Genomic DNA, 13,812 nt, shown 5'->3' with positions numbered 1-13,812 from the left:
GCAGCAACTATAACTTATTGTCATTGCAAATTGCCTCTCTAGTTGCTAGTGACGTTGCCTTAAAGCCGCAGTTAGGTAGTGCGTTGGGAGTTCTTCTAGCGGCGACTATGATAGGGGCGATGTGGTTTAACGGACGAATGATGCGTCGCATTAGGAGGGATTTACGATGAAATATTCATTGACTTTTCATAAAGTGATTGTAGGGATATTAGTTATCTATTTATTAATTCCTCTTGTAGGAACATTTTTATTCTCGATTGCCGGTAAATGGGATCATACCATTTTACCTGAGAGTTATACAATGCAATGGTATATTGAATTATTTAAAGATGAACGGTTTTATGATGCTTTTGGACGAACTCTCTTTTTAATTGTCATGTCTGTAGGTCTTAGTGTTGTTATTATGCTTCCGACTATCTTTATCATCACGGTATATTTCAGTAAATGGGAAGGATTACTTCAAGCAGCAGCTATGCTTCCTTACGGAATTCCACCCATTGTTGGAGCGGTTGGATTAATCAAGATATATTCGGATGGACCGATTCAAATTGCCGGAACACCTTGGATTTTAATCGGTGCTTATTTCATAACGATACTGCCATTTATGTATCAAGGTATTCGGAACAGTCYTCGTACGCTTAATGCTGTGCAACTTGTTGATGCAGCTGAACTACTCGGTGCTACAAAATTCCAGGCGTTTCGCACGGTGGTGTTTCCAAATATTATATCTGGTATTTTAGTTTCTACCTTATTATCAGTCGCTCTTTTATTTAGTGAGTTTGCTTTTGCCAATTTGCTTGTCGGAGGCCGATTTGAAACTCTTCAAATTTATCTTGCCGACAAACTAAATAGTAGTGGTCACTTAACAAGTGCAATTGTTATTACTTATTATTCAATGATTTTGCTTTTAACGGGGACTGTATTAAAACTTACGTTTAAAAACGAAAAAAAAACTGTCGTGTCAAATAAGAAGCAAATTCTTTCATTTCATAAAAATACTACTTTAGAGGGTGAAAAATAATGAGCTATGTAACCATTGATCAAGTGACTAAGGGGTATGAAAATCAAGTCGTTTTAAATGACATTTCTTTAATATTAAAAAAAGGAGAATTTGCTACACTTCTTGGGCAAAGCGGATGCGGAAAAAGCACATTATTACGTTCCATTGCGGGGCTTGAAGACGTAGATTTAGGAAGAATCTTAATTGATGGAAAAGAGATTACTAATTTATCACCGCGTCAGCGTGAAGTCGGTATGGTATTTCAGTCTTATGCGCTTTTCCCGAATATGAGCGTTTTTGACAATATCGCGTACGGCCTTAAAATGAAGAAGGTAAAAAATATTAAATCAAGAGTGAAAAAGATGATTGAAATGGTTGATTTAATAGGAAAAGAAGAGTCTTATCCTCATCAGTTATCTGGCGGGCAACAGCAGAGGGTTGCTCTTGCACGTGCGCTTGTCATGGAGCCGAAAGTACTGCTTTTGGATGAGCCGTTAAGTGCATTGGATGCGAAAATTAGAAAAAGTTTGCAAAAAGAATTAAAGAGAATACAGAAAGAATTAGATATTACAACTATTTTTGTTACTCATGATCAGGAAGAAGCAATGACGATGTCTGATCGAATTTTTGTCATGAATAAAGGACAAGTTGTACAATCCGGTTCTCCATCAGAAATTTATACTTCTCCAGTCAATACATTTGTTGCAAAATTTATCGGAAATTATAATGTTTGTAATTTGGAAGTTTTCCGTAAACTTGTTCGCAGCACAGAAATAAAAGGGAATGAAGTCGCGATTCGTCCTGAAGTTTTACAATTAGTTTCTGTTGGTGACGATAGCGTGGATTTACAAGAGAACTGGGTAATTAAAGGGTTTATTAAAGATGTTTCCATGATAGGGAATGTTTTAAGATATGAAGTAGAAACAGAGGAGTCCGCTTTCCTTGTAGACTATCTTCACCACCGAGGGAATATGTTTGAGCAAGGAGCACACGTTCATATTCTTGTACCGAAGAAAGAATGCATTATTTTTTAAATTATTAATGATCACGGGGGAAGAAATATGTCTGTTTTTCCAGAAGAAAGAAAGAATGAAATTTTARAAGAACTTAACATAATGGGAAAAGTAAAAGTGATGGAATTAGTTAATCAGTTTGATGTTTCAGAGGAAACGATTCGACGCGATTTGATGATATTAGAGGAAAAAAGACTTTTAAAAAGGGTTTACGGTGGAGCGATTAAAACAGTCTTTGAATATGAGGAGCCTCCATTTACACAGCGTACAACAGTGAATCAAGAAGCGAAAGTCAAGGTTGGAAAAAAAGCAGTAGAACTCATTTCTAACGGAGATGTGATTGCCATCGATGTAGGGACAACCATGCTTGAATTTTCGCAGTGTATTGAAAATAAAAAAGACATTACGATTTTAACCAATTCTCTTCCTGTGTCGTCTGTGTTAACCGAAAAGCTCAATCAAAATAAGTTTACAGGACAAATTCTATTATTAGGAGGACAAATTGATCCAAAGCATCAATCTATAAGCGGCAGTCTCACAGAACAAATGTTAAATCAATTTAATATTGATAAAGCGTTCATTTCAGCTGGTGGTGTTTCCATTCAAAGTGGGGTTAGTAATTATCATTTACATGAAACATTAGTTTCACGCAAGATGGTCGAGGTATCAAAGCAAGTTATATTGCTAACCGATTACTCTAAAATTGGTGTTGAAACGTTTTGTAAAGTTTGTCCTCTAGAAAAAGTCGATGTGATTGTCAGCGAGCAACCATTTCCAGAGGAATGGAGAAATCATTCAAAATTAGAGGAAATCAATTGGAATCTAGCATAGTCAATCTATAAAAGGACATATCGAGATGGAAGAGCGAGTTCTCTCTCTTTTTTGATTAGATTTTTATTGATAGTAGGTAATAAAGCTAGAAAGATAAATTAATAGCTAGAATGAGAAAAGGAGCTATTTAGCCATGAATTTCATTGCGATAGATTTAGACGGAACATTATTAAACGACATGAATGAAATTAGTGAAGAAAATATAAAGGCGATTCAATATGCCCAAGATAGAGGCTTTGAAGTAGTTATTTCAACAGGGCGGGCTTACTTTGACGTTCAAACAATTTGTGAAAAAGCCGGGATTTCCCCATTTGTAATTGGGACAAATGGCGCAACTATTCATTCGAAAAGCGGGAAGTGCATTTCTTCTGTTACGATAACTAAAGATTGTGTCCAATCTATTCTCCAATGGCTAGATGAACGGAATTATTATTACGAAGTGTTTACTGATAAAGCCATTTATACTCTTAAAAAGGGAAGAGAACATTTCCAGAATGAGATTAATAGTTTGAAAAGCGCAGAGTTGAATACAGATATGAAAGAATTAGTTGAAGTAGCGGAAAGGCAATTTGACCAGTTTGGATATGTTTTAGTTGAAAACTATCATGATATCTTAAAACAGGAGGAAGAATTCTATAACATATTAGCATGTTCTTTTGATAAGAAGAAGTTAGAGGATGCATGGAACCAATTCAAAAAGTTTGATGAGTTGATGGTTGTTTCATCTGCTGATCATAACATTGAAATTACAAGTAAAAGTGCTTCAAAAGGAATGGCCCTCGAAAAATTGGCTATCTTGATGAATGGCTCCTTAGATCAGTCTATGGCAATCGGGGATAGCAACAATGATTTATCCATGTTCCAGAAAGTTGGATACAGCGTAGCGATGGGAAATGCGAAAGATGTCATAAAAACTGTTTGTACAACGACAACCCTTAAAAATGACGAGGATGGGGTAGCTCATGCGATTTATCGATATATGGAGAACTTCGTAGTTCAAAAATAAGTGTCAATGCCAAAGGAGAGAGCGATAAAAAATGGCATGGATATATATCATAATGGCAGGGTTTTTGGAAATTGTCTGGGTGATCGGTCTTAAATATTCACACGGATTCACCGAAGTTATACCTAGTATAGTAACGATAATTATCATAATCTTTAGTTTCTTTTTACTTTCAAAGGCTTTACACTCAATTCCCTTAGGAGCTGGTTACGCCATTTTTACTGGATTGGGAACGGTGGGAACTGTAGTAACTGGGATGCTTTTTTGGGGAGAGACCATTAATCCACTGAAAGTATTTTTTGTGGCTTTAATGATACTAGGAATAATTGGAATAAAAATAGGTCCAGCACAACCTAAACATTAAAGAAAATGAAATGATTTATATAAGGTTAGGGGATGATTCGATGGATTGGATTTTTCTTCTTATTGCCGGATTTGCCGAGATTGGTAGTGTTATAAGCTTGAAACTTGCAGACGGATTTAAAAAAATTCTCCCCTCTGTAGCGTGTCTTTTTTTTGGGAGTTTAAGCTTTTATTTTCTTTCTTTGTCATTAACTTCTCTTCCAGTGGGAACTGCCTATGCAATATGGACCGCTATCGGCACTGTTGGAAGTGTTTTAGCAGGAATGATATTCTTTAATGAACCTAGAAGTTTAAGATTAACCCTATTGATTATGTGTATAATTACAGGGGCTGTAGGTATTAAAATGACTTCTGGACATTAATATCAGGGTATTAAATGGCAATAAGTAGATACAGAAAAAGGTACGATCCCTATGGAGGCGAAGAGAGATGAAAACTATTCAAGATTGGATAAAAGAATATCCTTTAATAAACGAGTTAGTTGCTACAAAGGAAGTGTTTTGGTCAAATCCTAAATATGAACCGTTTCAAACAGAGGGTAAGAAACTTCCACTTAATGATAAAGATGTAAAAGATGCTGAGGAAAGGCTCAAGCGTTTTGCTCCTTACATTGCTAAAGTTTTTCCTGAAACAAGAAACCTCAACGGAATCATTGAATCTCCGATTGTACCCATCCCGGCGATGCATCAACAGTTATCAAACACCTATGAGCATCCATTAGAAGGGACATTTTTGTTGAAATGTGACAGCCACCTTCCCATTTCAGGTTCCATTAAAGCACGCGGCGGCATTTACGAAGTGTTGAAACACGCAGAAACGTTGGCGATTCAACATGGTTTATTATCAGTAGAGGATGATTATTCGATCCTTGATAGCGATAAATTTAGAAACTTCTTTTCCGATTACTCCATTGCCGTCGGATCTACAGGCAATTTAGGGTTAAGTATAGGCATAATGAGTGCCAAATTAGGTTTTAAAGTATCGGTCCATATGTCTGCGGATGCAAAGAAATGGAAGAAAGATCTCCTTAAAAGTAAAGGAGTAACGGTGATTGAATATAAGGAAGATTACAGCAAAGCGGTCGAAGAGGGGCGCAAACAGGCTGATAGTGATCCAAATTGCCACTTCATTGATGACGAGAACTCTCGCGATTTGTTTTTAGGATATGCAGTGGCAGCAATTCGACTAAAAAAACAATTAGAAGATTTAAATGTAACTGTAGATGAAAACCATCCACTATTTGTTTACCTTCCATGCGGAGTAGGCGGTGGGCCAGGAGGAGTGGCTTTTGGTTTAAAACTAATGTATCAACATAGAGTWCATTGCTTCTTTGCAGAGCCTACACATTCTCCATGTATGTTACTTGGGCTAGTAACAGGTCTGCATGATAAAGTCTCTGTACAAGATTTTGGAATTGACAATATCACATCAGCAGACGGCCTTGCGGTAGGAAGGCCATCAGGATTCGTTGGTCAAACCATCGAGCCTTTATTAAGCGGAAGTTATACGGTTAGTGATGATGAATTATTTAAACTATTAAGCGCATTGGTCGATACAGAAAATATTCACCTCGAACCTTCCGCATTAGCCGGTGTAATAGGGCCGGTAAAGTTATGGACTGAAAAAGAAGGAAAAGAATACATACAAAATCATAACTTAACAGATAAAATGAAAAATGCTACACATCTTATGTGGGCTACCGGTGGAAGTATGGTTCCTAAAGAAACGAAAAACGAATATTATAAAAAAGGAGTAACGTTATCACAAGGAACCCAGCCGAATTGTGATTAGACGGATTCATGATAAATATTGTCCAATGGCCAGGGACCAATTAAGAAAACAGGGCCATAGAGTAAGGCTCTGTTTTCTCTACTCTAGACTTTCTGAATAATATAAAGGAACAAAACAAAGGCTACCTGAAAAGAAGCCTCAGGCTTGTTGATAAAAGAATATTAATCAATATAAAAGTATTCGCATTCTTATCTTTTGCACTCTATCGAAAAAATTATGGTCGGCTATTTCTTTCGCTTTCCGCGGACGAAACGCTAGCCTCCTCGGCACAGCTGTCTATGACAGCTGTGCCTGTGGGGTCTAGCTTATTTCGTTTTTCCGCAGGAGTCTTCAGAAATAGCTGACCATCTTACTAATGAAATAATATGAAGAGATACGCAAACAGAAGCGAAATCCGTTGATTGGAGTGGAGGCGTCTGAAAACATCTGCTCCTGCGGTTACTCGTCGCAAAGATTAGGATCAAATTGCCTTTGGTCCTAATCTTTTCAGCGGGAACAGCACGAGCTGAAGGCCCCACAGGAAACGAATAGTGCAAATGTAAGTTTGCACTATTCGTTTGCGACGAAGCTAGCGAAGCGATGCAGGAGCACCGGTTTTTCTAGTGACGAGGAGACTAAAGCCGTGCCCCGCGAAACGCGTCCGCCGCAAAGGAAATCAACATTTTCTTGCATACGCTCTTTTTCATTAGTATACAGTTATATTCACTCTTTTTATTTTTTGTCTACAGTCTGAGGCTACCAGAAAAGTAGCCTTTTTTTAAAATAGTAGCTTCTAGCTTGATGGCATGTGATGGGAATCGTATATATCTTTTGTACTATACGGTCTAGTGTGAAAGTGTGATTAAAATTACAACATTTGATGAACAGGCAAATGAAGATTTAAGCTTTATACTAGTACTGTGTCTAGGAGCACAGCCGGTTATTGACTAGTGGGGAATTTCTTCATTTTGCCAGTGCCGGTTTTTTGATGCATAATAATAGTAATCTTATATTTCGTTGAGATAAAGGAAGGGATTGTTTTGAAAAAGATAGACTCTATATCTATGAGAGAAAAAATAGCGAGTTTTTATCTTTATTCTATTTCTTTTCTTGGTATGATTGCTGTTATCAATTCCCTATTTAAAAGTGAAATGCCTTCTGAATTAATAATCCTTTTGCTGTTAGCTGTGTTTATGGGGATTATTGAGTATTTTCCTTTCCGCATTGGGAGAAGCGGAATCACGCCCAGCCTTACGCTCATTTATCCAATGATTTGGGGGTTTGGGATACATATAACTGTCATTGCTTCTGTGTGTGTAATGGTATTTTCCCAGTCCCTTCGCCGTTTTCACATGCAAAGAATACTATTTAATAGTACTCAACTTGCTTTAAGTATCACTCTAGCAGAGTGGTTGTCCAAACAATGTATTTCTTTTTTTATTACGGAGATGAACCTGCCTTTTTTATATGAAGAATTAATAAGCACGCTTTTATTTACCGTATTCTTTTGCTCTATCAACACCCTTTTATTCGATCTTTTAATGGTGCTTCTTCCCCAGCCATACACGCGAGAACAATGGCACAAGAAAAATTTGTTAGTATTTTTGAGTGCAAGTTTTTGTTTATTCTACGCCTTTCTTATATATATTTTAGAACATCGATATCGCGGAGAGATGGATGGAATTACTGTTCCGTTCTTCTTTTTTCCGCTTGTAGCCATTTGCATCATTAGTTCTTTCTCCTGGCAAATACGGATTGAAAAAGAACGATTATATAAACTTTTTTCTATTACAACGGAGTTGAGTCAGGGTCTGTCTGCCGGAAACTTACATCAGATGAAACAATCACTTAAAGGATTCTTGGGAATACAAGCATATGCTTTATGGGCAAAAGATGAAGGGGACTGGCAGATTCTGTTAAAGGATGGAAAAGTACATTCCAATATTTCAAGTTCGTTTGATCTGCATCCGAATTTTGAGGAGATAGCCCAAACCTTTGTTGTTACTGATTGGAAAACGGGTATGGCTCCTGGAGATGAAGTATTTGAAGATGTCATACGCTCCCTCGTCTACTTACCTCTTAAAGTCAATAATGAGTTGGTTGGAATGTTTGTTGCAGGCAAAAGCAGGGGGGCGAGTTTTATTACCGAAGATATACAGTCTTTAGCTACGTTTGCCAATCATTTGGGTAGCTTGCTTAAAACACGGTCGCTCGTCTCTGAACAGGAAAAGCGAGTTATTTTGGAAGAAAGAAATCGACTAGCCCGTGAAATCCACGATGGAATTGCACAAGTATTAGCTGGGGTCATATTTCAGCTGGAATCAGCTCAGAAGCAATCCGAAGATCAATCAGGAAACATGCAGCAAGTGGTAGACAAAAGCATAAAAAAATTACGGAATAGTTTAAGTGAAGTTCGGTATTCTATCTTTGCTTTAAAGCCATATCCTACCCAAAGGCTAGGGCTAAAACAAGCAATTGCTGATAAAATTGAATCTATAAAACAAGAATATGATCTGGCCATTACTTATCATGAAAGAGGCCGTTCTCGTACACTCAGTTTTTCAAAAGAACGAGTTATTTTTGATACTTTACAGGAAAGCTTGCAGAACATTGTAAAACATGCAAAAGCGGACAAGGTTGACATTCTCCTAAGCTATCAACGTGAACATACACTTTTAAAGGTGAAGGACAACGGGGTTGGCTTTTCCCTTTTTGAAGCCATGATTAAATCGAAACATGAGCCTCATTATGGCATTTTGTATATAAATGAACAAGCTGAACAACTGGGAGCTACCCTTCAGATTGATAGTTCAGTAGGAAAAGGTACAGAAATTACATTGTCAATTCCAAATTCAGAAACAGGGGAGGAGTATCATGATTCAAATATTACTAGTGGATGATCATGCTGTTTTGCGTGATGGACTTCGGAGCATATTGGATCTCGAATCCGACATCCGAGTCGTAGGAGAAGCCGTTACCGGGGAGGAGGTATTGAAGAAAGTAGAGGAGTGTAGACCTGATTTTATTTTGATGGACATCAATCTCCCTGGAAAAAATGGCATTGAGGTCACGTCCCTCGTGAAAAGTCAGTATCCGAATTGCCGCGTTCTTATATTGACGATGTTTGAACATGATGAATACTTAATGGAAGCACTTCGGGCGGGTGCAGATGGCTATTTATTGAAGGATTCGTCATCTGAACAAGTGGTAGAAGCTATTCGAAAGGTATCACAAGGGGATTCGGTTATTCATCCTCGCATGACCCAAAAGCTGATAACGTATCATCAAACAAATTCAGAACGTAACGAAAATGTGCTATCAGATCGTGAAAAAGAAGTACTGTTTGAATTGGTCAAAGGTCTTAGCAATAAAGAAATTGCTGAAGTCCTATTTATCAGTGACAAGACAGTTAAAATTCACATCAATAAGATTTTCAAAAAGCTGAATGTGAAAAGCCGTACACAAGCAGTCATTTATGCCGTTCAAAATCAACTTGTTCCTTTTTCTTAAAGAACTATCCTGCGCCTAGACAAGGTGCGGATAGTTCTTTTGTTTTATGTTGGTATAGAACCAAAAGCTGTAGCAATTATACCTTATGGTTAATTTTCAGAAAAGTAAAAAAGTGAAATAATAAAGATAGATTTGAAGTTTACTAGTTTCATTTATTTTTAATTTTATAAGAAAAAGGAGATAGGTTCATGAAAAAAAGAAAAATGATGGCATGGAAAGTCATGACCACAGCAGCGATGACTTCCTTATTATTTTCATCAGTTGCCGTTTCTGCAGAAGGTGATGTTACGCCAGCTAAGTCGCAAATGTTTGAAGAAATTGTGGAACAAGGAGGACAATTATTTTTTGATAAGGATATGATCGAAACAGGTCAAGAAGATTCATTATATAAAGACGTTAAAAAAGAAGGTTTGGCTACAGCATATAAACCGAATGATACTGTTCGCTTAATCGTAGAAGTTGAACAACCAACTGAAAATGAGCAAACAGCCAAAAACAAAAAAGCTTTATATAAACAAAAACAAGATAAAGTAATCGAAAAAATCTCAAAAGAAAAAAATTCTAAATCAAATGCTCCTATTAAAGTGAAGCATCGTTTTTTCGAAGGGTTTAACGGATTCAGTGTAGAAACAGAGTTCCAAAATATAAAAGATATCCAGTCTATTCCAGGGGTTACGAATGTCCACGTCGCTAGAATTTTCCAGGAAAATATGGCAGCAAGTAAAGAATTGGTACAAGCTCAAAAAGTATGGGAACAATATGGTTATAAAGGTGAAGGATTAGTAGTAGCGGTCGTAGATTCCGGGATTGATTATACGCACAAAGATATGAATCTATCTGACACAGCTAAAGCGAAAGAAAAATGGACTCAAGATAAAATTAATCAAAAATTTACTGAGACAGACGTAAACGAAATTTGGTATTCCGAAAAAGTTCCAACAGGATATGATTGGGCAGACAATGATACCAATGTCATTCCGGGAACAAAAGGCAGTCCGCATGGTACACACGTGGCCGGTACAATTGGAGCAAATGGCGACGAAACGAAGGGTGCTGTCGCTGGAGTTGCACCAGGTGTTCAACTATTAGCTGAGAAGGTATTTTCTGATAATGGCGGTGGTGCCTATGAGGATGATATTATCGCAGGAATTGAGCATGCAGTCACAATGAGTGCAGATGTAATCAACATGAGTTTAGGTGTTGATGCAGGCTATGTAGATGAAGATTTTGATCCGATCCAAAAATCAATCCGAGTTGCGACAGAACAAGGCACCCTTGTTGTAGTGGCAGCTGGTAATACAGCCTATAGTACAAAGAATAATATTATTCTCTCTTCATTAAGACCATATGCGGAAAATCCGGATATTGGAACAGTTGGTGCACCAGGTGTAAGTCCATATGCATTATCGGTTGCTTCCTATGAAAATACTAAACTTCATTTAAATGCATTAGCAGATCCAAGTGGTTTTTCAGTGCCGTTCAAAGATCAAACGCAATTTCCAGCATCGTATAATTTTAAAGTCTCTAAGGTTCTTTCACCAGATGTACCTTATGATTTGGTGAATGTTGGGGAAGGGAAGAATGCATCAGATTATCCTAAAGACAAAACTGACTACATTGCCGTAGTTAAACTATTAAATCCATATAGTACTGTTTCAACCATTCAGTTTACTGCAAAGAGTGCAGGAGCAAAGGCTATTATTATGATACCACCTGCAGTATGGTCAGATTATTCTTCTCTACCAGTAACGCCAACTGCAGTACCAACGGCTTCAACTAGCAAAGCTGTAGGTGAAGCATTACTGAGTAAAATGAATAGTCTGCCAAGTGGTCAATATTTAAGCATGAACTTTGCAGGCGATACTTGGGTAGAGAATCCAGCGAAAGACACGATGTCCTCTTTTTCATCCTTTGGATCTCCAAGTACATTAGATTTTAAACCGGAAATTTCTGCTCCTGGTGGAAATATTTATTCAACTATACCAGGAAATGATTATGAAGTGATGAGCGGTACATCGATGGCAACTCCTCATGTTGCAGGCGGCTCAGCATTGTTATTGCAGGCCCTTTATCAAAAAGGATTAACCCATTCAGAAGATACAGTTTTAAAAGCAAAACTTGCTTTAATGAATACAGCTAATATTGCCATGGATCCAAGGACAAATGGAGAAGTTCCATATTCACCACGTGTACAAGGGTCTGGGATAATGAAAATTCAAAATGCCATTAATACACCAGTCATTGTGACAAGTAGAAACACGCCTTTAGAACAAGCTGGAGCGGTTGCATTAAAGGAAATCGGTCAAAACACAAGCTTTAAATTAAACATGGAAGCATTCGACACACCTAAGGGTAAAAAAAATAGTGATGATATTGAATACAATGTTTATGTAGATCTATTGAAAGATAAGACTGAAATGAAGGAATTCGATTTAGATAGTGATGGGCAATTGGATTCAAAAGAGTATTTAACATTAACTAGTGAACGTATTAATGGTGCGACTGTCACTGTAAATGATAATGTAGTAACAGATAAAACTGGAGCATTGGTTAAAATTAAACCAGGTCAAACAAAAATGCTAACTGTTAATGTAAATTTACCAGATTCCTTAAAGAAAAATAGTTTTGTAGAAGGATTTGTTCGTCTAGTTCCAGTAGCCAAAGACCAAGATAAAGCAGTGCCTTTAACTGTTCCTTATATGGGCTTCTATGGAAAATGGGATGAACCACGAAATATCGACGCACCTGCATGGGAGAAGGATGCATTTGTAGGATATACGGCCCTTTGGGATGAGAATGCAGAAAGATATCCATTGGGATATAACCCGTATACTGGCAAGTTCAGTCTTAACCATATTGCATTCTCGAAAAACTATATACTCGATGGTATCTATCCGTCATTCCAAACCTTACGTAATTTAGACAAAGTTGAAATGTATATTGAAGATCAATCTGGAAATCTCATTAAAAATTTAGGCGATTTTAGTGAATATACTGGTACTCCATGGAAATTTAGAAAAAATATAATGTCATATGGGGATACAAATTATGGCGGATATAAATGGGATATGAAAGACTCATCCGGACAATATGTACCTGATGGTGTTTATCAATATGTTGTCAAAACAACATTAGATTATTTAAACGCAAAACCACAGATTGTTAAAATGCCAATTACGGTAGATTCTGTCGCTCCGACCGTTTCAGATATTTCAGTAACGCCAAAGAACGGAAAATATGAAATCTCCTTCAATCCGCAAGACAATGCAAGTGACTTTAATTCTGCAATTGTATGGGTGAATGGACAACATTATTCACTAGGTCTTGAGCAAAAATCTTTCTTAGTTAATACAGAACCGAAAAGTATTATTATTCTAGCCATTGATTATGCAGGAAATCAATCGTACAAAGTTTGGGGAGATCCGAGCTATATTAATCCAAATATGGCCGTTCAAACGATCAGTATCACTCCAACTGCAGATATTAACAAAAGCAAACCTGCAAAAATTAATGCCTGGGCTTTTGCCAGAGTAGACTGGACAATTAATGTTAAAGATGCAAGTGGAAAGATAGTCGATTCGTTTAAAGTAGAAAATGAACATTCACTGAAAACACAATGGATACCTAATACGGACCTTCAAAATGGAACGTATTCTATATCAGTTGATGTCGTGACAAAAGACGGTTTTAAAGTAACGACAAAGCCTAAACAAGTAACGGTTCTCAAACAATAAATCGATTGCGACCCAAGTGAGGATGAATCACTTGGGTTTTTTCATGTTCGGTGCATGGTGCCATTTTTATACGCAAAAGATGAATGATTAAATAAAAAGTCGTGGGGTAGTGCTTTTGTTTTATACTGGTATAGAACTAATAACAACAACATTTACATCCTATGTTTAATTTTCGGAAAAGTAGAAATATGGGATGATGAAAGACGGAATCAAGTTAACTAGTTTCATGGATTCTTCTTTAAAAGACTTGTTTGTAAAGAATATAAGTTAAGAGAGAAAAAACAATTACATAAGGACAAGGGGATGCGGTATGAAGAGGGAAAAAATCAGTAAGATTTTTACAGGAACGCTCAGTAAAAAATTTAGTAAGAGACAAGCAAAGAAAGTATTTTCGCTCTTTGCGTTAAGTGTAATGCTATTAAACATTGCATTACCTCAGGCTTTAACACATGTACATGCTGAATCGAAGCAAAATCAGCAAAGTCCATCCAGTGAAACCTTTAATGCAAAAGAAGTAAACCGTATTCTTGAAGGTCTTACTCCTGAGCAAAAAGCAAACATTAATAAACTCACTGGAGCAGATAACGC

At 37.1% G+C, this 13,812-nt stretch carries 11 protein-coding genes; all 11 read left to right on the top strand.

Annotated features, from left to right (window positions below; all coding sequences use genetic code 11):
- Positions 1–166 precede the first annotated feature (166 nt).
- The gene (locus tag AC1DSB_RS05835; protein WP_477586079.1) at positions 167–1,021 is read left to right on the top strand and encodes an ABC transporter permease; all 855 of its coding nucleotides are present in this window, start codon (positions 167–169) and stop codon (positions 1,019–1,021) included.
- Positions 1,021–2,034 carry an ABC transporter ATP-binding protein gene (locus AC1DSB_RS05830; RefSeq protein WP_477586077.1) on the top strand — a complete coding sequence of 338 codons (1,014 nt, stop codon included), beginning with the start codon at positions 1,021–1,023 and terminating at the stop codon, positions 2,032–2,034. Before AC1DSB_RS05835 ends, AC1DSB_RS05830 begins: the two co-directional genes overlap by 1 nt.
- A 27-nt stretch (positions 2,035–2,061) precedes the next feature.
- Positions 2,062–2,844, top strand: a complete 783-nt coding sequence (locus AC1DSB_RS05825; RefSeq protein WP_477586075.1) for a DeoR/GlpR family DNA-binding transcription regulator — start codon at positions 2,062–2,064, stop codon at positions 2,842–2,844.
- Between the two features lie 133 nt (positions 2,845–2,977).
- The gene (locus AC1DSB_RS05820; protein ID WP_477531349.1) at positions 2,978–3,850 is read left to right on the top strand and encodes a Cof-type HAD-IIB family hydrolase; all 873 of its coding nucleotides are present in this window, start codon (positions 2,978–2,980) and stop codon (positions 3,848–3,850) included.
- Positions 3,851–3,881: 31 nt separating this feature from the next.
- Positions 3,882–4,211, top strand: a complete 330-nt coding sequence (locus AC1DSB_RS05815) for a DMT family transporter (protein ID WP_016429564.1) — start codon at positions 3,882–3,884, stop codon at positions 4,209–4,211.
- A gap of 40 nt (positions 4,212–4,251) precedes the next feature.
- Positions 4,252–4,572 (top strand): DMT family transporter, encoded by a 321-nt coding sequence (locus tag AC1DSB_RS05810; RefSeq protein WP_016429565.1) that lies wholly within the window; start codon positions 4,252–4,254, stop codon positions 4,570–4,572.
- Between the two features lie 67 nt (positions 4,573–4,639).
- Positions 4,640–6,001, top strand: coding sequence for a D-serine ammonia-lyase (locus AC1DSB_RS05805; protein WP_477531348.1), 1,362 nt, complete (start codon positions 4,640–4,642; stop codon positions 5,999–6,001).
- A 1,019-nt stretch (positions 6,002–7,020) separates the two neighbouring features.
- Positions 7,021–8,880 carry a GAF domain-containing sensor histidine kinase gene (locus AC1DSB_RS05800; RefSeq protein WP_016429567.1) on the top strand — a complete coding sequence of 620 codons (1,860 nt, stop codon included), beginning with the start codon at positions 7,021–7,023 and terminating at the stop codon, positions 8,878–8,880.
- Positions 8,855–9,490, top strand: coding sequence for a response regulator (locus AC1DSB_RS05795; protein WP_016429568.1), 636 nt, complete (start codon positions 8,855–8,857; stop codon positions 9,488–9,490). Before AC1DSB_RS05800 ends, AC1DSB_RS05795 begins: the two co-directional genes overlap by 26 nt.
- A 188-nt stretch (positions 9,491–9,678) precedes the next feature.
- A complete protein-coding gene (locus AC1DSB_RS05790; protein WP_477531347.1) occupies positions 9,679–13,224 on the top strand; it encodes a S8 family serine peptidase in 3,546 nt (1,181 codons plus the stop codon).
- A 310-nt stretch (positions 13,225–13,534) separates the two neighbouring features.
- The coding region (locus tag AC1DSB_RS05785) for a hypothetical protein (RefSeq protein ID WP_477586073.1) at positions 13,535–13,812 on the top strand (278 nt) is incomplete at its 3' end.

This window comes from Paenisporosarcina sp. P4_E4_2 (genome assembly GCF_056401595.1).
This window is presented reverse-complemented; position numbering and strand designations above follow the sequence as displayed.

Bases quoted from the DNA above. Each gene is read 5' to 3' on its own strand.
- AC1DSB_RS05790 (WP_477531347.1), top strand. From the start codon at position 9,679: ATGAAAAAAAGAAAAATGATGGCATGGAAAGTCATGACCACAGCAGCG.
- AC1DSB_RS05830 (WP_477586077.1), top strand. From the start codon at position 1,021: ATGAGCTATGTAACCATTGATCAAGTGACTAAGGGGTATGAAAATCAA.
- AC1DSB_RS05795 (WP_016429568.1), top strand. From the start codon at position 8,855: ATGATTCAAATATTACTAGTGGATGATCATGCTGTTTTGCGTGATGGA.
- AC1DSB_RS05810 (WP_016429565.1), top strand. From the start codon at position 4,252: ATGGATTGGATTTTTCTTCTTATTGCCGGATTTGCCGAGATTGGTAGT.
- AC1DSB_RS05820 (WP_477531349.1), top strand. From the start codon at position 2,978: ATGAATTTCATTGCGATAGATTTAGACGGAACATTATTAAACGACATG.
- AC1DSB_RS05815 (WP_016429564.1), top strand. From the start codon at position 3,882: ATGGCATGGATATATATCATAATGGCAGGGTTTTTGGAAATTGTCTGG.